The following is a 21,323-nucleotide window of genomic DNA, read 5'->3' on the forward strand; positions in this document are numbered from 1 at the left end:
GGCCGGGCGGTGCTTGATCATATGGGACGTTACGTAGTCCTTTTTTTTGGCAAGCTCAACTCTCAGGATACGCGCTTCAGCACGGCGTTAACCGCAGCCTCGGCGGTAATGCCGAAATGCTTGTACAGGTCCTTCGCCGGCGCGCTCGCGCCGAACGAATGCATGCCGACAAATTCGCCATCCTGGCCGATCACAGCATCCCAGCCCCAGCGCACGGCGGCCTCGATAGCGACCTTCACCGGCGCGTTGCCGATGATCTCGGCGCGCTTGGCTTCTGGTTGCGCTAACAAAAGCTCGAGCGAGGGCACCGACACCACCCGTGACGGGATGCCGCGCTCGGCGAGCTGCTTCTGGGCGGCGACCGCGATTTCGACCTCGGAGCCGGAGGCGAACAGCGTCGCCTTGGCTTCGCCCTGCGCCGGAACCAGCTCGTAGGCACCGGCCGCGCAAGGATTGTCGTTCGGCGCGGTGGTGCGGAGCTGCGGCAGGTTCTGCCGCGTCAGCGCCAGCACCGTCGGGCCGTCGATGCGGTTGAGCGCGAGCTCCCAACACTCGGCGACTTCGACGGAGTCGCAGGGACGGAACACGCGCATGTTTGGAATGGCGCGAAGCGCGGCGAGATGCTCGACCGGCTGATGGGTCGGGCCGTCTTCGCCGAGGCCGATGGAATCGTGCGTCATCACGTAGACGACACCGGTGCCCATCAGCGCGGCAAGGCGCATCGCCGGACGCGCATAGTCGGTGAACACCAGGAAGGTTGCGCCGTTCGGCGCGAAGCCGCCGTGCAGGAAGATGCCGTTCATCGCGGCGGCCATGCCGTGCTCGCGGATGCCGTAATGGATGAAGCGGCCCTTCGGCGTCTTGGCCGAGAAGGCGGTCGCCGACTTCGCCTTGTTGTTGTTGGAGCCGGTGAGGTCGGCCGAGCCTGCGAGGAATTCCATCGGCATGGCGCCGGCAATGACTTCGATCACCGCTTCCGAGGATTTGCGGGTGGCCGCAACCAACGGCTTTTCCAGCAGCTCCTTCTTGTACGCGCGCACCGCCTTTGCGAGCGAGGCCGGACGCTCATGGCGCAGGCGGCGCTCGAACTCGGCGCGCTTGCGGCTGCCGAGCTCGCCGAGCCGTCCTTCCCATTCCTGCCGAGCCGCAGCGCCGCGGCTGCCGGCCGCGCGCCAGGCTTTCAGCACGTCGTCGGGCACCGAGAACGGCTCGAGCGAGATGCCGAGATTTTCCTTGGCGGCCTTGAGCTCCTCGGCGCCGAGCGCCTCGCCGTGCACCTTCGACGTGCCGGCCTTGTGCGGCGCGCCGAAGCCGATGGTGGTGCGGCAGGCGATCAGCGTCGGCTTGTTGGACTTCTTCGCGCGCGTGATGGCCGCTGTGATGGCGGCCTGGTCGTGGCCGTCGATCTTCTCGGCGGCCCAGCCGGCGGACTTGAAGCGCTTCACCTGATCGACGGAATCGGCGATCGAGGTCGGGCCGTCGATCGAGATGCCGTTGTCATCGTAGAGCACGATCAGCTTGTTGAGCTTCCAGTGCCCGGCCATCGCGATCGCTTCCTGCGACACGCCCTCCATCAGGTCGCCGTCGGAGGCGAGCACGAAGGTGTGGTGATCGACGATCTTCTTGCCGAACTCGGCGGCGAGCATCTTCTCGGCGAGCGCCATGCCGACCGCGGTCGAGATGCCCTGGCCGAGCGGACCGGTGGTGGTCTCGATGCCCTTGGTGTGGAAGTTCTCCGGGTGGCCAGGCGTCAGCCCGCCGAGCTGGCGGAATTGCTTGAGCTGGTCCAGCGTCATGTCGGCATTGCCGGTCAGGTACAGCAGCGAATAGAGCAGCATCGAGCCGTGGCCGGCCGACAGCACGAAGCGGTCGCGGTCCGGCCAGGCGGGCGCGGCGGCGTCGAATTTCAGGAACTGCGTGAACAGCACCGTGGCGATGTCGGCGGCGCCCATCGGCAGGCCGGGATGGCCCGATTTCGCCTTCTCGACAGCGTCCATCGAAAGGCCGCGGATCGCGTTGGCCATACGGGAGTGGTCGACCTGCGTATGGGCCATACGGGTGGCATCGAGCTGCATCATGATGAAAATCCGTCTGGAATGAGGTGCTTGATGGCCGTGTGCGCCGCGCTGGATCGAGCCTGGCGGTCACGGGAGGTTGGGGGCTGGATAGCATCTCGGTTCCGGGAGTCCAAGGCAATCAAACGCCGGTTTGGCCGCAAAAGTTGCCTGCGGCATGATCCGGAAAAGCCGCAGCCGCGGATCATGCAGATCTGGAACCAGCCGGCCGCCATGCCGAGGGCCGATCTAGCAGTGCATAGTTTCGCGGCGACATTGCGCTGGGCTAGCTTGCCACGTAAATTTCTGCTTCTAACCGCTTGCCGAACCGAGTCTTTTGCCGGGCGGCAAGCCCCGATGCAAAGGCCACCAAGGTCCGCCGCTGACCGCATGAACGATCGCGTATCCAACAGTTCCGCCATGACGGAGTCCTCCGCCGTCGAGATCGAGATCGCGACCCGCAGGCTCATGGCGGCGCTCGACGCGCTTGAAAGCGCGGTTGAGCGGCGACGCGATGCCGATCGCGACGAGAACGAACTCGCCGCGCGAATCCAGGCGCTCGGCGCGGACCGCTCGCGGCTTGCCGATGAGCTCGACGGCGCGCTGGTGAAGGCGCGCAAGCTCGAGCGCACCAATCGCGAGATCTCCGATCGGCTGGATTCCGCGATCGTCACGATACGCTCGGTGCTCGATACCGGAGAGGATGGATGAGCCACATCAACGTCACCATCAACGGCCGGCAATACCGCATGGCCTGCGAGGAGGGCCAGGAGGTGCGGCTGCTCAAGCTCGCCGAAAGCCTGGAGACGCGGATTCAGTCGCTGCGCGGAAAATTCGGCGAGATCGGCGATGCCAGGCTTACGGTGATGGCGGCACTGACCGTCTGCGACGAGCTGGTCGACGCCGGCAACCGCGTCCGCACCATGGAGCAGGAATTGACCGAGCTGCGGGATTTCCGCAATGCCGCCGTCGAGCGCGCCAGGATGACGCAGACCGCGGTGGTCAACGCGCTGAACGCTGCTGCTGAGCGCATCGAGAAGTCGACCCAGGTCCTGAACCGGACCGTCGGAGGCGGCATCGCGATCGGGTAGGGACCGCGGAAGACTCGATCAGTTGGTCCGCTCGATGTAACCGCGGGCTCAACCTCTCCCGCTTGCGGGAGAGGTCGGCGCGAAGCGCCGGGTGAGGGCTCTCACCTCTTGGGGAATCTCAGTGCGGAGACACCCTCTCCCCAACCCTCCCCCGCAAGCGGGGGAGGGAGCGCACTTCCGCCGTGGCGGCAGGAAGGACTGATTTCATTGCACCGAAGCTCGGCAGCCCGTCGGCGGGCTGGCGGTTCGTCAGTATCGTTGTTACATTGCAAAGGCGAGGCTGCGACGCGCGTCCGGAGCCATATATCCCCGGGGCCTTATCGATCCTTTAGGGAACTGTCCCTGGCCGGGCCCGTGGGCCCGGACATATGGTGCCCACCTACTTTCGTAGGGAACTCCGGGATCGAGTGCTTCAACGGCGTCCGCGGCTTCGCACTTTTGTTTGCTTGGTTTGTGCTTGTCGAAATTGCGTCCCCGACACGCTTGCGGTTCAATTGAGTCTCGGTGTCATGCCCGCGAAGGCGGGCATCCAGTACGCCGCGGCGTCTCGGTTCTTGCAACTCGCGTCTCTGGAATACTGGATCACCCGCTTTCGCGGGTGATGACAGCGGAGCGAGGCTCTGCCTTCGGGGGAAAGCGCGCATGTCCAATTCGAAAGCCGAGCTCCGTGCCAAAGCCCTCGCCAAACGCGACGCGCTGAGCGAGAAGAAGCGCGCCGCCGCTGCCACCAAGCTCGCCAAGCGCGGGCTGCCGTTCAAGCTGCTGCCCGGCAGCATCGTCTCCGGCTATTCGCCGATCCGCAGCGAGATCGACCCGATGCCGCTCTTGAGGAAGCTCGCCGAGGAGGGCGCAAGGCTGGCGCTGCCCTGTGTCACCGCGCGCGGCCAGTCGCTGGTCTTCCGTATCTTTCATCCGAACGACCGGCTGATGCTCGGCCCGCTCGGCATTCCCGAGCCGTCGCCGGCAGCAAGCGAAGTCATCCCCGACATCATGCTGACGCCGCTCGCGGCCTTCGACCGGCTCGGCCACCGCATCGGTTATGGTGCCGGGCATTACGACTTCACCTTCGCTCACTTGCGCAAGACCAAGCAAATCGTCGGCATCGGGCTTGCGTTTGCCGCGCAGGAGATCGAGGCGGTTCCGGCACTATCCCACGACGTCGCGCTGGATTATGTGCTAACGGAATCGGACGTGTTCGATTTCCGGAGTTCTGAAGTTGCGCATTCTCTTCGTGGGTGATGTCGTCGGCCGTGCGGGGCGCACGGCCATCGCCGAATATCTGCCCGGCATGGTCAAGGACTGGTCGCTCGATTTCGTCGTCGTCAACGGCGAAAATTCCGCCGGCGGCTTCGGCATCACCGAAGCGATCTATCAGGAGTTTCTCGATGCCGGCGCCGACGCGGTGACGCTCGGCAATCACTCCTGGGACCAGCGCGAGGCCCTGGTGTTCATCGAGCGCGCCGACCGCCTGGTGCGGCCCGCGAACTATCCGCGCGGCACGCCCGGCCGCGGCGCGGCGCTGGTCGAGACCAAGAACGGCAAGCATGCGCTCGTCGTCAATGCTTTGGGCCGCGTCTTCATGACTCCGTTCGACGATCCCTTTGCGGCGCTGGAGCGCGAGCTCGGCGCCTGTCCGCTCGGCGTTGCAGCGGATGCGATCGTCGTCGATTTCCATTGCGAGGCGAGCAGCGAGAAGCAGGGCATCGGCTTCTTCTGCGACGGCCGCGCCAGCCTCGTCGTCGGCACCCACACCCATGTGCCGACCGCCGATCACCAGATCCTCAACGGCGGCACCGCCTACATGACGGATGCCGGCATGACCGGCGACTACGATTCCATCATCGGCATGCAGAAGGAAGAACCGCTGCGCCGGTTCACGTCGGGGATTCCCTCCGGCCGGTTCGAGCCGGCGGCCGGAGTGGCGACGCTCAGCGGCGTTGCGATCGAGACCGACGATGCAACGGGCCTCGCGCTGCGGATCGCGCCGGTGCGCGTGGGCGGCCGGCTGGAGCCGGCGACACCGAGGTTCTGGTTGAGCTGACGGTCGCGCTACACACTCGCTGTCGTCCCGGCGAAAGGCCGGGACCCATAACCCCAGGGAGAAGTGTGGGGCACAGCTCCCACTCCGAGTCTTCGCCACACTACTCCCTGTGGGTATGGGTCCCGGATCTGCGCTTCGCTTGTCCGGGACGACGGCGGAGATTGATGCGCGCGATTGCGCATCAATCTCGCGGCGGATGGCTGCGCGCTACTCCGCCGTCTGCTCCCTCAGCTCCGCCACATCCTTCGCCGTCAGCTTCGAGCCCTTCGCGCCGAACCGCGCCGTCACATAGTTCGCCACCGCCGCGATCTCGTCGTCGGTGTAGGCGTTGCCGAACGCCGGCATCGACAGCGCACCATCAGGCGTATGGCGCCTGGTGCCCGAGATCACGATCTGCGCGACGTTGGTGGCGGTGGGGTCGTTGACGGCCCAGGTGCCGGTGAGTGTCGCCATCGGCGACACCGGGCTCTCGCCGCTCCAGCCGTGGCAGCTGGCGCAGGCGCTGGCGAACACCTTCTTGCCGCGGGCGTCGGCCGTCACGCCGTCCTTGTGCGAGGCGGGCGCGACCGGCGCCGTGGTGGCGGGGAGGTCGGGCGAGGGCTGCGGCGGCACGCTGCGCAGGTAAGCAACGATGCTGCTTATGTCCTCGGGGGCGAACTGGCTGAAGCTGTGGTCGACGGCTTCACCCATCGGACCCGAGGCCGAGCCGTGGCCCGGCGCATGGCCGAGCGACAGATACGAGATCAGATCCGCGTCGCTCCAGTTGCCGAGACCTGTCGCCTTGTCCGACGAGATGTTGAAGGCGCGCCAGCCCGCCGTGATAGCGCCGGTGAACTTCTTGCGGTTATCCAGCGCGAAGCCGAGATTGCGCGGTGTGTGGCACTCGCCGCAATGCGCCAGCGCTTCGGCGAGATATGCCCCGCGATTCCATTCCGGGCTCTTCGACGTATCCGGCGCAAAGCGCGTGTCCGGATTGAACACGGCCGACCAGAAGGTCATCGCCCAGCGCTGGTTGAACGGGAACGACAGCGTGTTGTCGGGCGCCTTGGCGCGCACCGCCGGCAGGCTGAACAGATACGCTTTCACCGCGAGCACGTCCTCGTCGGTCATGAAGGTGTAGGACGTGTACGGCATCGCCGGATAGAGCCGCGCGCCGTCATTGCGTTTGCCGTGCTGGACCGCGTTCAGAAAATCCTGGTCGCTGTAATTGCCGATGCCGGTGTCCTTGTCCGGCGTGATGTTGGTCGAATAGAGCGTGCCAAACGGCAGCTTGAAGGCGAGCCCGCCGGAATAGTCCTCCTCGCCCGGCTTGGTGTGGCAGACCATGCAGTCGGCGGCCTTCGCCAGATATTCGCCGCGTTCGACCAGGCTCGCTTTCTCCAGCTTTGCCGGCACGCCGGTCGGCTTTCCGGCGCGGTAATCCGCCAGCGCCACTTTCGTGCCGCCGGCAAAGTCGAGCGGGCCGGGCCCGCGGACGAGGAAGACGCCAAGCGCCACCGCGACGATGGCGATCACAACGATACTTGTGAGGATACGCATCGTGCCGCTCATGCCTTCTTCCCCGCAGCCAGCAGTTTCCGGTCGATCGGCAGGCGCCGCAGCGCCACGCCGGTTGCGGCGTAAATCGCGTTGCGCAGCGCCGGCGGCCCCGCCGTCGTGCCGGTCTCGCCAATTCCGCCGGGTGCCTCGCCGCTCTTGACGACGTGAACCTCGATCTTGGGCGTCTGATGGATCCGCAGCATCCGATAGTCATTGAAGTTGGATTGCTGGACGCGCCCCTTTTCGATGGTGATCTCGCCGTAGAGCGCGGCGGTAAGGCCGAAGATCAGCCCGCCCTCGACCTGAGCCACGATCGTATCGGGATTGACGGCGATGCCGGTATCCACCACCGAGGTCGCACGGCGTAGATTGATCTCGCCTTGCTCGTCGACCTCAGCTTCCACAACGGTTGCGATGAAACTCCCGAAAGACGGCTGCAAGCACACGCCGCGCCCGACGCGCGCCGGCAAGGGTTGACCCCAATTGGCTTTCTCTGCCGCAAGATTGAGGACGGACAGGAAGCGCGATTGATTGGCCAGCATTCCACGGCGAAACTCGACCGGGTCCTTGCCCGCCTTGCGCGCCAGTTCGTCGATGAAGCATTCGACCGCGAACACGTTGTTGTTGGGCCCGACCCCGCGCCAGAACCCCGTTGGTATTGCCGGCGGTTCGGCCCGCACATATTCGACGTGGACATTCGGGATGTCGTAGGGCACGTCGGTGGCGCTGTCGATCGCGTCGATATCGATGCCCTTCTGGAAGGCCGGCGGCAGCCAGCGCGCGATGATCGCAGCGCCGGCAATCTTGTATTTCCAGCCGACGATCTTGCCGGCCGACAAGGTCGCCGCGATCGTATCGCGATAGACCGGTCGATAGACGTCGTGCTGAATGTCCTCCTCGCGGGTCCACACGACCTTGACCGGCCCGTCGACCTCTTTGGCGATGCGAACGGCCGCGACCACCATGTCAGGCTCGAGCTTGCGGCCGAAGCCGCCGCCCAGCAGGTGCTGGTTGACGGTCACCTTCTCGACCGGGAGCCCGGCCGCCTTTGCCGCCTCCGACTGCACGCGCGCCATGATCTGCGTTCCGGTCCAGATTTCGCAAGAATCGGGCGTGCAATGCACCGTGGCGTTCAACGGCTCCATCGTTGCGTGGGCGAGAAACGGCAGCTCGAACGAAGCTTCGAGTTTTTCGCCGCTCGCGAGACCCTTGGCGATGTCGCCGGTGGATCTGGCGACCACGCCGTCCTTTGCGCTGGCGGCGCGCAAATCGTCCCAAATCGCCTTCGAATTGAGCTTTGCGTTCGGTCCCTCGTTCCACGTGATGTCGAGCGCATCCAGGCCCTTTTTCGCCGCCCACATGTGATCGCCGACGACGGCGACGAGATCGTCGAGCACGACGATCTTTCGCACGCCCGGAATCTTCTTCGCGGCACGATCATCGACCTTGCCGACCTTGCCGCCGAAAACCGGGCACTGCGCCAGCGTTGCGAACTTCATGTTCGGCACGATGGCGTCGATGCCGTAGACCGCCTTGCCGTTGACCTTCTCGGGTGTATCGAGCCGCTTGAACGGCTGGCCGATATAGACGAAATCCTTGGGGTCCTTGAGCGGGACGTCCTTGGGCGGCGTCTGGCCGCTCGCGGCAGCCGCAAGCGCGCCATAGGAGAGCGTCCGGCCGCTCGCCTTGTGGGTCACCTCACCCTTCGACGTCGTGCAACTGGCGGGATCGACGTTCCATTGCGCAGCTGCAGCCTGCACCAGCATGGCACGCGCGCTGGCGCCGGCTTCACGCAGCGGCTTCCAGAATGCCCGGACCGATGTGGAGCCACCGGTCGCCTGAATGATGAAAATCGGATTGCCGTAGAGCTTCTCGTTGGCCGGTGCGTGCAGCAGTTGGACTTTCGACCAATCCGCGTCGAGCTCTTCCGCCAGGATCATCGAGATCGCGGTGTAGATTCCCTGCCCCATCTCGACCTGCGGCATCACCAGCGTGGTCGCACCTTCAGGGTCGATCCGGATGAAGGCGTTGGGCGCGAACTTGCCATCGGTCGTATCCTTCGGCTGCACCGGCTCGTTGACGGCGGCGCGCAGCGGCAGGTGGAAGGCGAGCAGGAAGCCGGTGGCAAGGCCGCCGGTCAGGAGCGTGCGGCGGGAGACGCTGTTGTGTGCATTCATGGCGGACCTCACGACTGACGGCCGGAGGCCGCCTGCTTGATGGCCTCGCGGATGCGCACATAGGTGCCGCAGCGGCAGATGTTGCCGGCCATGGCGGCGTCGATGTCGGAATCATCGGGGTTGGGCGTTGCCGCCAGCAGTGCCGCGGCCGACATGATCTGGCCGGACTGGCAGTAACCGCACTGGATCACTTCGGCATCGAGCCAGGCCTTCTGCACCTTCGCGCCCGTAGGCGTGCTGCCGATATGCTCGATGGTGGTGATGGTACGGTTCTGGACCGCGCTCACCGGCAGCACGCAGGAGCGCACCGCCTTGCCGTCGACATGCACCGTGCAGGCGCCGCATTGCGCGATGCCGCAGCCGAACTTGGTGCCGGTCATCCCGAGGATGTCGCGCAGCACCCACAGCAGCGGCATTTCCGGCGGCGCGTCGAAGGATTTCGTTTCGCCATTGATGGTGAGAACTGTTGCCATATGCATCCCCTTGCTCGACGATCGCTTGCGGCGATCAATTCGGCGAATTTCCGCGCGACCATAATCATAACGACGCGAAACGATGAAGCGTCGAAATTCCCGGCAATGCATATTTGCGCGACTGACGCGTCAGGCCATGACGTTCACGAATTTGTGCGGCGGCTCATTGGTATGATAATCGTCATATTGTGGCGCATTTTCGCCGCGCGCGCCGTGAATCGCCGCAGATGATCGTGCGAATGCGCAAAATCATGCGATCACGAAATTCGTGCGATTGGGAAAAGCGGGCGACGGCAAGCACGGTGCACGGGATCAATTGCAACGGCCAATGGCCGGATGGCCGACGTGCGCGATGATGACATCGTGCTCCTGTTTTGCCCGACGGAGCAATGGCCGCACTAGGCGCTTGGAACGTTCTCCGCAATCCCTGGCAATCCCGACGCGGAGACACCCCCACCCCAGCCCTCCCCCGCAAGCGGGAGAGGGAGCCGAGTGCCGATGCCGCCGCATCATGCACACCACATGCGATAGCCCTGCCCACAAGGGGGGAGGGAACGGAGAGGGTGCTGCTGTCGGCCGCACTAGCTTCGATCTCATCCCATGAGGCTTCTAAGCCATTGATTCCGCGTGCCCCGGCTACTGTGCATGGGGTTGTTTTTCAGGTTTTTGATTGAAGGGCCGCAGGAGCGGCCGTCGCGAGATCCTTCAGCCGTGCCGGAAGCCCATCCGGAACGCGCCCCAGTGCTTGCCGCGGATCATGATCGGCGAGGACAGATCCTTCATCAGCACGAACTGCCCGCCGCCCATGTCGCGGCGGTAGGTCTGGAGCAGGAACGGCTTGGTGTTCGCAGCGACCTTCTTCACCGCGCGATCGGTGAACAGGCGGCGGTTGCGACAATTGGCGTTGTTCCAGACCGGGTCCTTGCCCTGTGGCAGGCGGTAGTTCGGATTGTGGGTCGGCAGGTAGCCGCCCTTGGCCCAGGCGACGCAGAACACGATGCGGGGATCGGCTTTCTGGATCGGGTCCTGGATGGCGGGCAGCACGCGATCGGTGAAGTCGACGTAGCTGGTGAGATACTGCTTTGGATCGGTGCCGGGAATCTCGCGGTACTTCTCGTCCATGAGCTGGTCGAGCGTGATCTCGCCGCGATCGATCGCGGCCTCGAACTCGGCCGAGATCCGCTTGGCGGTCTCGACGACCGCGCGGATCAGCGGCGCGTCCGACGTCTCCACGCCGCTGTCGGCGATCATCGCGATCAGGCCTTCGGAGGTGTCGAGCAGCTTGGCCACCCGCTCGTCGGCGTATTTGAGGTCGCGCGAGGAGAGGTCGACGCCCTTGGCGAGCTCGTTGAGCTCGCTGATGACGGTGTCGCAATGGCCGAGATTGGAGGTCGCCGCGCGCGCGACGCTGTCGATCTCCGCTTCCACGGAGGCGAAGCCCTGCTGGACGCGCGAGATGATGCTTGAGATCTGCTGGGCGCCTTCGCCGGCGGTCTTCGCGCGCTGCGAGGCGTCGCTGCTCTCGCCGATCAGGCCTTCGATCTGGCCGTCGAGATCGCGCACGGTGTCGGAGATCTGGTGCGTCGCCTGGCGGGTGGCTTCCGCGAGGTTCTTCACCTCGCTTGCGACCACCGCGAAGCCGCGGCCGGCATTGCCGGCGCGCGCGGCTTCGATGGTTGCGTTCAGCGCAAGCAGGTTGGTCTGCTTCGCGATCGCCTCGATCGAGCCGGACACCTTGGCCACCTGCGCCAGCGCCGAGCCGACCGCGCTCAGGCGCGCCTCGATCCGCCCAACGGCGGCGACAAGCTCGGAGATGTGGCTGACGGCGGTATCGACCGCGCTGCGCGACTGCGCGATCTCGCCGACCGCCGCGGACGTCGTCGTTTGCACCGCCTGCGACGCATTGGCGATGTCGTGGTTGGCCGAGACCATCGTCTCCGCCGTCTCCTGCAGGTGATGGAACCGTTCCGACTGGTTCGCGACGCGGTTGGCGACTTCCTGGACGTTGCCGGCGATGTCGGCGAGCTCCACGCCGAGACCGCCGATGCGGTCGGCGAGCTGGTCGATCAGGCGTTCAGCCAGCGTCCGGTTCGACCCGGTGTCCAATACTGCAAGTTGTGCCAGAGACATGTACGGGTTTTCTCCAGTCAGAGCCGTGGATTGGCTCTCGGCGGCATTCCCATTCCAGTTTCGACCTTAGAGGATGATTCGCGAGCGGCGTCTTGCCCAGGAGTGCACGAGAGCGTGCACTACAGCTTGTAAGCTGTGCGGAATCCGCCCCAGTGCCGGCCCTGCACGCGGATCGGGACGTCGATTTCGCGCATCATCACCGTATTCCCGTTACCCATGTCGCGCGCATAGCTCTGGACCAGGTACGAGCGCAGGTTGCGCGCGGCCGCGAGCCCCGCCGGATCGTTGAAGATGCGCCGGTGGCGGCTGTTGGCCGTGTTCCAGGCGGCGTCGCCCGGCCGCTGCGGATGCGAATAGATCTTGTTGTGCACCGGCAGGAAGCCGTTGCGGTCGACCATGGCGCAGAACGCCATGCGCGGTTCCTTGGCGAGAAACGCTTCCTGGAACTGCGGCAGTGCGCGGTCGGCCCAATCCAGATATCTAGTGCGGTATTGCTGTGGATTGGTGCCTGCGATCTCCACATAGTCGGTGTCGAAGAGGTCGTCGATCCCGACCTCGCCGCGTGCAACCGCCTGCTCGAAGATTTGGGTCAGCGCGTTGCCCGCTTCCATGGCGCGGGTGACGAACTCCGTGTTCTCCTCGTGGATCGACCACAGCCGGTCTTCGATCTTCTCGCGGAGCCCGGCATCGGGATTGACGAAATGCGCGCGGGCTCCGGCCTTGGACTGCTCGACGACGCGCAGGCGGCAGGCGCCGACCAGTTCGAGGCTGCCTTCGATGATCGCTTGCGGCGTCAGCCGGCCCGCGTCCGCACCGCCAATCAGCACGCCGTCCATCGCGATCTCGTAGACCGGCATCACGCCGCGTGCGCTCTCGAATTTGAGATGGCAGGGCAGCCGCTCGGTCTTGCGGCGGTCGTCGTGCTCGCTCTGGCGCAGCAGCACCGCGCAGCGCGATTTCAGCTTCTGTGCGAAGGTGGTGACCGCCTTGCCGGCGCTGGCGACGTTCTCGCCATGGGTCTCGGCCGCCTTGGTCGCGGCGTCGATCTCGGCCGCGCTCTGGCCGACCGAGACGATGAACTCCGACGCGCTGGCGGCATTGCCGGAGACTTCGCTCGTGGTGGCGTTTTGCTCGGCGACCGCGCCATTGACGGTCTCGAATACCGGGCGGATCGCCTCGATCGCCTGCGAAATGCGGTGCACGGCATCGGCGGAGCCGGCGGCGTCGCGCTGCAGTGCATCGATCTTTTTGGTGATCTCTTCCGTCGCGCTCTGGGTCTGCACCGCGAGCGCTTTCACTTCGGTCGCGACGACCGCAAAGCCCTTGCCCGCAGCGCCCGCGCGCGCGGCCTCGATGGTCGAGTTGAGCGCGAGCAGCGTCGTCTGCCGCGCGATCTGCGCGATCAGATTGACGACGTTGCCGATGGCGGCGGAGGACTCGCGCAAGCGGTCGACATTGGCGCGGGCTTCCTGCGCCGCGGCACTGGCCTCGTCGGCGAGCTTGCCGGCCTCGCGAACCTGCGCGCCGATGCCCAGCGCGGACTGGGTGAACTTGTCGGCGGCATGGGCGAAGGTGGATGCGGTCGACTGTGCGGCGTTGGTGCGGCCGGTCAGGGCGTCGGTCCGGTCGCGGATGGCCGCAAGCGTCGTGGCGGTCGCTTCGGCGCCGCCGGCCACCGAATTGGCGGCGCGCTCGAGCTGGCGAATCATCGCGCCCAGCTCGAGTTCCAGCAGTTCCAGGATTTCCCTGGCAGAATCGCTCTCAGCGGCCGGGCCGGGCTCGGAATGGGCCGGCGGCGGCGCAGCCTGCGGGGCGGCCGCGGGCGCAGCCATGTCCGGCAGACGCTTCCGAAATAGTCCGAACGCCATCAGGTCTCTCTTGTCGGGGGACGGTCGTACGCTATTTTCGCAGGCCGGAATGAAGTCAGGGTTAACGATGCCTGACATCTGGGCAAAGGCCACTACGGTGTTACCTTAAAGTCGTAGAGCCTCTTTCATTCCGGTGGGTTGGCGGCCTATAAGGCCGCGCTTCCCACGCTCACCTTAGGCGCACGATTCCTTTACGAGACCACGCATGGCCGGACATTCCCAATTCAAGAACATCATGCACCGCAAGGGGCGGCAGGATGCCCAGAAGTCGAAGCTGTTCGGCAAGCTGGCGCGGGAAATCACCGTCGCCGCCAAGCTCGGCACGCCCGACCCCGCCATGAACCCGCGCCTGCGCGCCGCCGTGATCGCCGCGCGCGCGGAGAACATGCCGAAGGACAATATCGAGCGCGCCATCAAGAAGGCGCTCGGCAGCGACGGCGAGAACTATGACGAGATCCGCTACGAGGGCTATGGCCCCGGCGGCGTCGCCGTCATCGTCGAGGCGCTGACCGACAACCGCAACCGCGCCGCCTCCGACATCCGCTCCTTCTTCACCAAGTCGGGCGGCAATCTCGGCGAAACCGGTTCGGTCTCCTTCATGTTCGACCGCACCGGCATCATCGAATACGACCGCAGCGTCGCTTCCGACGACGCGGTGCTCGATGCCGCGATCGAGGCCGGCGCAGACGACGTCGTCTCCGGCGAAAGCGGCCACGAGATCTACGCCTCGACCGAAGGCTATCGCGACGTTGCCAAGGCGCTGGAAGCCAAGTTCGGCGAGCCGCGCAAGGCCGCGCTGATCTGGAAGCCGCAGAACACGGTCGCCGTCGATGACGAGACCGGCGAGAAGCTGCTCAAGCTGATGGACCTGCTCAACGAGCACGACGACGTCCAGAACGTCTACGCCAATTTCGAGGTGTCGGACGCGCTTGTTGCCAAGATGGGCGGGTAGGGGACACACACGAACGGTGCGCTCCCTCGCCCCGCTCTGCGGGGAGAGGGTTGGGGTGAGGGGCTGTTTCCGCGTCGGCGGTGATAGAGGGACTCGTGGAGAGTCCCCTCACCCGGAATCCGCGCTTCGCGCGCATTCCGGCCTCTCCCCGCAAGCGGGGAGAGGCGAAGAGCGACACTTCCCCTGTTACTTCCGTTCTGTTTCTGTTTCCCCCGCCGCAGCCAGCCGCTATCACTGGCCCATGACTGCGCTCCTGATTCGTGGCCCCGTTCGCATCATCGGCATCGACCCTGGCCTCCGCCGTACCGGCTGGGGCGTGATCGAGGCTGAGGGCAACCGCCTGATCTATGTCGCCTGCGGTTCGGTGGAACCGCCGGACGACCTGCCGCTGTCCAGCCGCCTGCTCGCGATCCACGAAGGGCTCGCCTCTGTCCTGTCCGATCACAAGCCGATGGAAGCTGCCGTCGAGCAGACTTTTGTGAACAAGGACGGCGTTGCGACGCTGAAACTCGGCCAGGCCCGGGGCGTCGCCATGCTGGCGCCCGCAATGTTCGGCATCAGCGTCGCCGAATATGCGCCGAACCAGGTGAAGAAGACTGTGGTCGGTGCCGGCCATGCCGACAAGCAACAGATCGCGATGATGCTGAAGATATTGCTGCCGAAAGCCGAGCCGCCGTCAGCCGACGCTGCCGACGCGCTCGCCATCGCCATCACACACGCCCATCACCGCCAGAGCACGGCGCTCAGGCTGAAGGTGGTGGGAGTTTAAGTTCGAGTCATGAGGCGCAACATGAGCCGCACGCACACTCTTCTCCCTCCCCCCTTGTGGGGGAGGGTTGGGGAGGGGGGCAGCCCCGGGCGCCGGCGTCTGTGGCTTACCCCCCTCCCGGATCGCCTTCGGCGATCCGACCTCCCCCACAAGGGGGGAGGTAACAAGAAGAGCGCTGCGCAATCATGATCGGCAAGCTGAAGGGCCTGATCGATTCCTACGGCGAGGATTTCGTCATCCTCGACGTCGGCGGCGTCGGCTACCAGGTGCACTGCTCGACGCGCACGCTGCAGCATCTGCCGTCGCCCGGCGAGGCCGCCGTGCTGTCGATCGAGACCTATGTCCGCGAGGACCAGATCAAGCTGTTCGGCTTCCGCACCGACCAGGAGCGTGAATGGTTTCGCCTGCTCCAGACCGTGCAGGGTGTCGGCGCCAAGGTCGCGCTCGCGGTGCTCGGCACGCTGGCGCCCTCCGACCTCGCCAATGCGATTGCGCTGCGCGACAAGGCCGCGGTGGCACGCACGCCGGGCGTCGGCCCCAAGGTCGCCGAGCGCATCGTCACCGAATTGAAGGACAAGGCGCCGGCCTTCGCCAATGTCGATCCCGCCGTGGTGCATCTTGCCGGTGCCGTCGACGACCAGCGCGCGCCGCGCCCGGTGGCGGATGCGATCTCTGCGCTGGTCAATCTCGGCTATGGCCAGCCGCAGGCCGCCGCGACCATTGCATCGGCCTCGCGCAGTGCGGGTGAAGGCGCCGAGACCGCGCAGCTCATTCGCCTCGGTCTGAAGGAACTCGCGAAGTGAGCGATCCCAAGGCCAACCGCATGGTCTCGCCAGAGCGCCGCAGCGATGATGTCGGCGACACCGCGCTGCGCCCGCAATCGCTGTCCGACTTCGTCGGCCAGCAGCAGGCGCGCAAGAACCTCTCGATCTTCATCGAGGCGGCGTGCAAGCGCGGCGAGGCGCTGGATCATGTGCTGTTCGTCGGGCCCCCCGGCCTCGGGAAGACCACGCTGGCGCAGATCGTAGCCAAGGAGCTCGGCGTCGGCTTTCGCGCCACGTCGGGTCCCGTGATTGCCAAGGCCGGCGATCTCGCCGCCCTGCTGACCAACCTCGAAGAGCGCGACGTGCTCTTCATCGACGAGATCCATCGCCTCAGCCCGGCGGTGGAAGAGGTGCTCTATCCCGCGATGGAGGATTTTCAGCTCGACCTCATCATCGGCGAGGGCCCGGCGGCGCGCTCGGTGAAGATCGAGCTGTCGAAGTTCACCCTCGTCGGCGCCACCACGCGTGCAGGCCTCCTCACCAATCCCTTGCGTGACCGTTTCGGCATTCCGGTCCGGCTCAATTTCTACACGATCGAGGAGCTCGAGAGCATCGTCAGCCGTGGCGCGCGCGTGCTGAACGTCGGCATGAGCGCGGACGGCGCCAACGAGATCGCGCGCCGCGCCCGCGGCACGCCGCGCATCGCCGGGCGCCTGCTCCGGCGCGTGCGCGATTTTGCTTCCGCCGCGGATGCCGACACGATCGATCGCAAGATCGCCGATCACGCGCTGAGCGCGCTCGAGGTCGATGCCGCGGGCCTGGACGCCATGGACCGCCGCTATCTCACCACCATCGCGATGAACTATGGCGGCGGTCCCGTCGGTGTCGAGACGATGGCCGCAGCGCTCTCCGAGCCGCGCGATGCGATCGAGGACATCATCGAGCCCTATCTGATCCAGTGCGGCTATCTCCAGCGCACCCCGCGCGGCCGCCTGCTCACCTCGCACGCCTTCCGCCATCTCGGTCTCGCCGAACCCAATCGCGATGCGGCGCAGTTCGGTCTGTTCGGCACCGACGAAAGCGACGACTGATCGCCGAGGTCGATGAACCCGCAGGTTCCATCCCAGCACTAATCCGAACGCGCAGCGAACGGGATCGCCGCACACGGACTGGAGTGGGAAGGAATGGAGCCGACGGACGACACGAGGCTGCTCAAGATCATCGCGGCCGCGCCGCAGCTGCGCACGCCTGACGAAACCGAGGCGTTGCTGGATTCGATGCCGCTTGGCGAGCTGGCGTCGATGTGGTGCGCGCTTCAGCGCGTCAGCCGTCGCGACCAGATCGGCAGCATCTGGGCCATCAAGGTCTATTTCGACCATCTGCCGCATCGCAAGCCGCAAGCCGCGCTCGATCTCGTGCTCGATGTGCTCAAGACCGAGGCCGACAAGCCGACGGTGATGCAGCTGAACGACAAGTTCCTGCTGGCGCTATTCTATGCGCATGGCAAGGAGATGATGGCGCGTGTCGAGCAGGAAGCCGCGCCCAATGACAGGCTGCGCTGGCTGCTGGGCGGCGTGCATGTCGGTCCCGACGATCCCTTGATGTCGCGTATTGCAAGCCTGGCCGATCGCGAGGCGTGGCATGCCGACCATCTGGCGCAGCGCACGCCGCGCGAGCCGCTCGATTGCGCCAACATGTCGGTTGCCGAGCTCGCGCGCGCCTGGGTCGAGCAATATTCCAGATCCGAGCGCGACCAGGACGACAATCTGTTCGCGATCATGGATTTCGAACGCGACCTGCGCGAGGACGATCCCGACAGGATGATCGACCTGATCCTGGAGATCCTCAAGATCGAGTCCAACCCGGTGCTGCTGTCGCTGCTGGCCGCCGGTCCCCTCGAGGACGTGATCAGCGTCGGGACGATCGACCGCATCGAGCGCGAGGCGCGCGCCGACGCACGTTTTCGCGACCTGCTCGGCGGCGTCTGGTACTACCGCGCGCCCGACGAATTGAAGGCGCGGCTAGATGCGCTTATCGGCGAGAGCCGATGGTAGCGCTTGTGCAGACGGTCTGCACAAGAGTACCCCAATTCCGCTTCAATCGGACCGCATCAAGACGCCGTAGCAGAAGCGGGCTTCCATGATCACGCGCCGTCATCTCATCCGTTCCTTCGGCGGCCTGTCCGCCCTCGGCTTCTCGACCGCCGCCTACGGCGTCGGTATCGAGCCCCACCGGCTCGGCGTCACCCGCTATCATCCGACCCCGCGGCAATGGCCGGCGGATCTGCCGCTCAAGATCGCCGTGATCGCCGACGTCCATGCCTGCGATCCCTGGATGTCGCTGGAGCGGATCGAGGCCATCGTCGACCGCGCCAATGGCCTGAACGCCGACCTCATCGTGCTGCTCGGCGACTATGTCGCCGGTCTTCACCAGGTCACGCGCATCATTCCCGCGAACGAATGGGCCAGGGTGCTCGCGGGCCTGAAGGCGCCGCTCGGCGTCCACGCCGTCATGGGCAATCACGATTATTGGGTGGACACGGCCGTGCAGCGGGCCGGGCATGGCCCGACAGTGGCGCATCGTGCGCTCGAGGCGGCCGGCATTCCCGTCTACGAGAACGACGCCGTGCGCCTCACCAAGGACGGCCGCCCGTTCTGGCTCGCCGGCCTCGGCGATCAGCTCGCTTTTCTGCCGGCGCGGCGCTTCCGGAGCACGGGGCGCTTCGGTGCCGACGATCTCACCGCGACGCTCGCCAAGGTCACGGACGATGCGCCAATCATCCTGCTCGCGCACGAGCCCAACATCGCGCCGCGCGTGCCCGCGCGCGTCGCGCTGCAACTGTCCGGCCACACCCATGGCGGCCAGGTTCGCCTGCTCGGCTGGTCGCCCGCCGTTCCGCGGCAGCACGGCCTCCGGCTCGCCTATGGTCATGTCAGGCTGAAATGCGACGTCATCATCTCCGGCGGGCTCGGTTGCAGCTTCATGCCGCTCCGTGTCGGCGTGCCGCCGGAGATCGTCGAGGTGACGCTGGGAAGGACGGGGCCGGCGGTGGCGTAACCCGCGCTTGCACGGCCGGCTGTTTTTGCGCAAAACGGGCTGGTTGCAAAAAGCAAAGAGGCTCGCGACGTGACTGCCCATCTCGACGGCGAGATCCGCGACGGCCGCCACCACATGCAGGTCCGCGTCTACTACGAGGACACGGATTTCTCTGACTTGACGTTATCATAGTAGACGAACGCACTGATCTCTCTCGTCTTGCGTCGATTTTCGGGGAAAAGATTCATGCTAGAAAGGGAAGCGCTGTTCAGGTACGGAGTATATTCGTAGGGCATCCGCTTGCGAACCGGATGCACCACGATGCTGTCGATCAAGTTGCGAAAGGCGACGCGGGTTTCGATGGCCTTCGGATTAATCCTCAGCGCGGTGACCAGTCTCTTGGCCTCCGAATGATATCGGTCACCGAACTTTGGATGGTCGAACGGGATCACGTTTTCGCTGCCACTACCCAGCAGCCGCAAGCGCTCCTTAACGGTTTCCCGTTCCACATCGCACTCATCGATCCGCTTGAGCAACTCATCCGGCTTGCGACGGCTGTTTGCGATGGCATATGACAAGCGTTCGATCTCAGTGGTCAACGTACGGAGTCTACGCTCTAAATTTGCGTGTTCGCTGTTCTTTTTCCGATCGTTCTTACGCTCCTCCTTCCAAGCACGCATCGCCTCTTCAATCGCTTTGGGCGAAAGCAATTTTAATTCCATTTTGCTTGAGACATCCTCAAGTAGCACGTCCATGTCAAAGCTCCGAGTGTGCTCACACGTGCCTCGTTGATGCGCATTGGCGCATGCGGCGCGCGGAGCGCCATTCCTGGAGGATTGAGCGATCCGCATATTCCCGTTGCAGACACCACACCGGAGGACCCCAGCAAGTGGGTGCTCATTATTGCGCGGGATCACAGGACGGCGCCGCGGCTTGCCCGTCGGTCCGAACATATGGATGGCGCGGCCGCTGCGAACCTTCTGCGCCCTGTCCCAAAGCACTTGCGGAACAATCCGCAACTCGGGCTTCTTGACAATGATGTGCCGGTCGTCCGGATTGCGGCGTTTCTGTTTCTTCTGCGTTTCCGGGTTCAGAATTGTTGATCGAACGTTCCAATGTATTTCGCCGATATACAGCTCGTTGCCGATAATGCCGCGACCGTGGCGACCGCCAGTTATGCACTGATGATTCCAGGTCGTGCGACCAGCCTTGTTCTTGTGACGGGTGGCGCCAGGCGAGGGCAAGCCTTGGCGCGTGAGATCGGCCGCAATATCTCGGGTTGAACGCCCCGATACATATTCGGTGAAGATGCGGACCACGATCTTCGCTTCGTTCTCATCGATCACGCGCTCACCGGGCGCGCCCGGCCTTGGCCGGTAACCGTAAGCGTATGAGCCAGGAATTCTTCCACTAGCGACAGCATTATCATGGCCACGCCGAACCTTGTCGGCGAGCTGCGGCTTATAAATCGTGTTGTAGAGACTTGCGATGCTGATGTCGGTGGCAGTCGCGTAAACGCCTTTCTGATCCATCAGCTCAACGCCATTGAACTCGAAAACTTGCTTGAGACGCTGGATGGTTGCGGGATCGCGCGACAGGCGATCGAAATGCTCAACGATCACAACATCAAAATCATGGTTTCGCACGCCATTGAGCAATTGCTGATAGCCGTCCCTCGCATTTTCGGTTAGGCCAGACTTCGCGGCATCAACAAATGCACCGATGACATCTAGGTCGTTGCGTGCCGCGATCTTCCGGCAGAGCAATAGCTGACCGTCAATCGAGGTCGCCTTTTGCATGTCGCTCGAATAGCGGGCGTATAACACGGCCCTCTTTTTTATTGGCCTCGTCATCATGCCCTTCCTCCTTTTGGCTGCTCCAAACCGTCGTTTTCGTCTCGTGCAATCTGCCGTCCGATGGCGCGCGCCAGCTCAAGCCAAACTTCCTCATTGTCAGGATTATCCCAACCCTGAGGGTGGGAAGGATCAAGCGGTCGGATGATCGCCTTCTGCCTCCGAGGCGATCGGATTCGAGTACGCATATGGACCGACCGGCAAACGTTAACGTAAATTGTCGCCCAGCGCGATAGCTGGGCTGTGATCACTTGCGGCGCCTGCTTCTGTTATTCGGAGCGTCGATCGCGCCGGCAGACACCCCCCGCTGATTTCACAATTTTCGTCGGCGTGGTGTTCAGGTTCAGATCGTCCTTCAACCACATCTTTCGTCAGCCTTGGCCGTGCGCCGACAGAAATCACAGAAGGTCCACACTTGACGTTTGCCTCTGGAGTGCTCACGGAAGTCTCGATCTGAGTAATTGTGGGTCCAATCATGTTGACCGCTGCAGCGGTTAATGAAAATGAGAGTTTTCTGGTGTCGCGGTGCTCCACATCGGGCGTTAGCGCATTCCTGCGATACCGGTCGTAGGCGAG

Annotated in this window: 17 protein-coding genes, 1 other RNA gene and 1 pseudogene; 12 read left to right on the plus strand and 7 right to left on the minus strand. The window is 64.7% G+C overall.

Annotated features, from left to right (window positions below):
* Window positions 1-62 precede the first annotated feature (62 nt).
* Complete coding sequence (tkt, locus tag ACE10W_RS04480; RefSeq protein WP_304550864.1) at window positions 63-2,078, minus strand: transketolase; 2,016 nt, start codon at window positions 2,076-2,078, stop codon at window positions 63-65.
* 366 nt (window positions 2,079-2,444) lie between these two features.
* On the opposite strand from tkt, the gene ACE10W_RS04485 reads away from it, so the two are divergent.
* The 5 genes from ACE10W_RS04485 (at window position 2,445) to ACE10W_RS04505 (ending at window position 5,186) form a co-directional block, all read left to right on the plus strand.
* Window positions 2,445-2,765 (plus strand): DUF4164 domain-containing protein, encoded by a 321-nt coding sequence (locus ACE10W_RS04485; RefSeq protein ID WP_020608063.1) that lies wholly within the window; start codon window positions 2,445-2,447, stop codon window positions 2,763-2,765.
* The gene (locus tag ACE10W_RS04490; protein WP_028173442.1) at window positions 2,762-3,145 is read left to right on the plus strand and encodes a cell division protein ZapA; all 384 of its coding nucleotides are present in this window, start codon (window positions 2,762-2,764) and stop codon (window positions 3,143-3,145) included. The genes ACE10W_RS04485 and ACE10W_RS04490 overlap by 4 nt, the downstream gene beginning before the upstream one ends.
* Window positions 3,146-3,419: 274 nt before the next feature.
* A non-coding RNA gene (ssrS, locus tag ACE10W_RS04495) (6S RNA) lies at window positions 3,420-3,580 on the plus strand.
* A 207-nt stretch (window positions 3,581-3,787) separates the two neighbouring features.
* Window positions 3,788-4,384 (plus strand): 5-formyltetrahydrofolate cyclo-ligase, encoded by a 597-nt coding sequence (locus ACE10W_RS04500; RefSeq protein WP_028173441.1) that lies wholly within the window; start codon window positions 3,788-3,790, stop codon window positions 4,382-4,384.
* Window positions 4,362-5,186 (plus strand): TIGR00282 family metallophosphoesterase, encoded by an 825-nt coding sequence (locus ACE10W_RS04505; protein WP_028173440.1) that lies wholly within the window; start codon window positions 4,362-4,364, stop codon window positions 5,184-5,186. The genes ACE10W_RS04500 and ACE10W_RS04505 overlap by 23 nt, the downstream gene beginning before the upstream one ends.
* A 207-nt stretch (window positions 5,187-5,393) precedes the next feature.
* Here the strand turns inward: ACE10W_RS04505 and ACE10W_RS04510 are convergent, their stop codons facing one another.
* From ACE10W_RS04510 to ACE10W_RS04530, 5 genes are all read right to left on the minus strand, one after another.
* On the minus strand, window positions 5,394-6,737 hold the full coding sequence (locus tag ACE10W_RS04510; RefSeq protein WP_028173439.1) for a cytochrome c: 1,344 nt from the start codon (window positions 6,735-6,737) through the stop codon (window positions 5,394-5,396).
* Window positions 6,734-8,902, minus strand: a complete 2,169-nt coding sequence (locus ACE10W_RS04515; RefSeq protein WP_028173438.1) for a xanthine dehydrogenase family protein molybdopterin-binding subunit — start codon at window positions 8,900-8,902, stop codon at window positions 6,734-6,736. The genes ACE10W_RS04510 and ACE10W_RS04515 overlap by 4 nt, the downstream gene beginning before the upstream one ends.
* Window positions 8,903-8,910: 8 nt before the next feature.
* A complete protein-coding gene (locus tag ACE10W_RS04520; protein WP_028173437.1) occupies window positions 8,911-9,375 on the minus strand; it encodes a (2Fe-2S)-binding protein in 465 nt (154 codons plus the stop codon).
* Window positions 9,376-10,080: 705 nt separating this feature from the next.
* Entirely contained in the window at window positions 10,081-11,505 is a 1,425-nt protein-coding gene (locus tag ACE10W_RS04525) for a methyl-accepting chemotaxis protein (protein WP_011084348.1), read from the minus strand.
* A gap of 119 nt (window positions 11,506-11,624) precedes the next feature.
* On the minus strand, window positions 11,625-13,373 hold the full coding sequence (locus tag ACE10W_RS04530) for a methyl-accepting chemotaxis protein (RefSeq protein ID WP_304550865.1): 1,749 nt from the start codon (window positions 13,371-13,373) through the stop codon (window positions 11,625-11,627).
* A 205-nt stretch (window positions 13,374-13,578) separates the two neighbouring features.
* Between ACE10W_RS04530 and ACE10W_RS04535 the strand changes: the two genes are divergently transcribed.
* From ACE10W_RS04535 to ACE10W_RS04565, 7 genes and pseudogenes are all read left to right on the plus strand, one after another.
* Window positions 13,579-14,325 carry a YebC/PmpR family DNA-binding transcriptional regulator gene (locus ACE10W_RS04535; protein ID WP_161536585.1) on the plus strand — a complete coding sequence of 249 codons (747 nt, stop codon included), beginning with the start codon at window positions 13,579-13,581 and terminating at the stop codon, window positions 14,323-14,325.
* A gap of 241 nt (window positions 14,326-14,566) precedes the next feature.
* A complete protein-coding gene (gene ruvC, locus ACE10W_RS04540) occupies window positions 14,567-15,094 on the plus strand; it encodes a crossover junction endodeoxyribonuclease RuvC (protein ID WP_304550866.1) in 528 nt (175 codons plus the stop codon).
* A 185-nt stretch (window positions 15,095-15,279) separates the two neighbouring features.
* Entirely contained in the window at window positions 15,280-15,897 is a 618-nt protein-coding gene (ruvA, locus tag ACE10W_RS04545; protein ID WP_304550867.1) for a Holliday junction branch migration protein RuvA, read from the plus strand.
* Between the two features lie 20 nt (window positions 15,898-15,917).
* On the plus strand, window positions 15,918-16,949 hold the full coding sequence (gene ruvB, locus ACE10W_RS04550; RefSeq protein ID WP_304553678.1) for a Holliday junction branch migration DNA helicase RuvB: 1,032 nt from the start codon (window positions 15,918-15,920) through the stop codon (window positions 16,947-16,949).
* A gap of 93 nt (window positions 16,950-17,042) precedes the next feature.
* The gene (locus tag ACE10W_RS04555) at window positions 17,043-17,912 is read left to right on the plus strand and encodes a DUF6869 domain-containing protein (protein ID WP_375762506.1); all 870 of its coding nucleotides are present in this window, start codon (window positions 17,043-17,045) and stop codon (window positions 17,910-17,912) included.
* A gap of 85 nt (window positions 17,913-17,997) precedes the next feature.
* A complete protein-coding gene (locus ACE10W_RS04560) occupies window positions 17,998-18,915 on the plus strand; it encodes a metallophosphoesterase (protein WP_161536583.1) in 918 nt (305 codons plus the stop codon).
* A gap of 39 nt (window positions 18,916-18,954) precedes the next feature.
* A pseudogene (locus ACE10W_RS04565) lies at window positions 18,955-19,074 on the plus strand (acyl-CoA thioester hydrolase); the annotation flags it as partial.
* Here ACE10W_RS04565 and ACE10W_RS04570 read toward each other — a convergent pair.
* Window positions 19,047-20,750, minus strand: coding sequence for a recombinase family protein (locus ACE10W_RS04570; protein WP_011084356.1), 1,704 nt, complete (start codon window positions 20,748-20,750; stop codon window positions 19,047-19,049). The pseudogene ACE10W_RS04565 and the gene ACE10W_RS04570 sit on opposite strands and share 28 nt — an antisense overlap.
* Window positions 20,751-21,323 lie beyond the last annotated feature (573 nt).

This window comes from Bradyrhizobium sp. B025, assembly GCF_042257955.1.
Classification (GTDB): domain Bacteria; phylum Pseudomonadota; class Alphaproteobacteria; order Rhizobiales; family Xanthobacteraceae; genus Bradyrhizobium; species Bradyrhizobium diazoefficiens.

Excerpts from the sequence above, each read along its gene's own strand:
- ACE10W_RS04555 (WP_375762506.1), top strand. The coding sequence starts at position 17,043 with ATGGAGCCGACGGACGACACGAGGCTGCTCAAGATCATCGCGGCCGCG.
- ACE10W_RS04560 (WP_161536583.1), top strand. The coding sequence starts at position 17,998 with ATGATCACGCGCCGTCATCTCATCCGTTCCTTCGGCGGCCTGTCCGCC.
- ruvB (WP_304553678.1), top strand. The coding sequence starts at position 15,918 with ATGGTCTCGCCAGAGCGCCGCAGCGATGATGTCGGCGACACCGCGCTG.
- ACE10W_RS04500 (WP_028173441.1), top strand. The coding sequence starts at position 3,788 with ATGTCCAATTCGAAAGCCGAGCTCCGTGCCAAAGCCCTCGCCAAACGC.
- ACE10W_RS04490 (WP_028173442.1), top strand. The coding sequence starts at position 2,762 with ATGAGCCACATCAACGTCACCATCAACGGCCGGCAATACCGCATGGCC.
- ACE10W_RS04515 (WP_028173438.1), bottom strand. The coding sequence starts at position 8,902 with ATGAATGCACACAACAGCGTCTCCCGCCGCACGCTCCTGACCGGCGGC.
- ACE10W_RS04530 (WP_304550865.1), bottom strand. The coding sequence starts at position 13,373 with ATGGCGTTCGGACTATTTCGGAAGCGTCTGCCGGACATGGCTGCGCCC.
- ruvC (WP_304550866.1), top strand. The coding sequence starts at position 14,567 with ATGACTGCGCTCCTGATTCGTGGCCCCGTTCGCATCATCGGCATCGAC.
- ACE10W_RS04520 (WP_028173437.1), bottom strand. The coding sequence starts at position 9,375 with ATGGCAACAGTTCTCACCATCAATGGCGAAACGAAATCCTTCGACGCG.
- ACE10W_RS04485 (WP_020608063.1), top strand. The coding sequence starts at position 2,445 with ATGAACGATCGCGTATCCAACAGTTCCGCCATGACGGAGTCCTCCGCC.
- tkt (WP_304550864.1), bottom strand. The coding sequence starts at position 2,078 with ATGATGCAGCTCGATGCCACCCGTATGGCCCATACGCAGGTCGACCAC.
- ruvA (WP_304550867.1), top strand. The coding sequence starts at position 15,280 with ATGATCGGCAAGCTGAAGGGCCTGATCGATTCCTACGGCGAGGATTTC.
- ACE10W_RS04525 (WP_011084348.1), bottom strand. The coding sequence starts at position 11,505 with ATGTCTCTGGCACAACTTGCAGTATTGGACACCGGGTCGAACCGGACG.
- ACE10W_RS04570 (WP_011084356.1), bottom strand. The coding sequence starts at position 20,750 with ATGATGACGAGGCCAATAAAAAAGAGGGCCGTGTTATACGCCCGCTAT.
- ACE10W_RS04535 (WP_161536585.1), top strand. The coding sequence starts at position 13,579 with ATGGCCGGACATTCCCAATTCAAGAACATCATGCACCGCAAGGGGCGG.
- ACE10W_RS04510 (WP_028173439.1), bottom strand. The coding sequence starts at position 6,737 with ATGAGCGGCACGATGCGTATCCTCACAAGTATCGTTGTGATCGCCATC.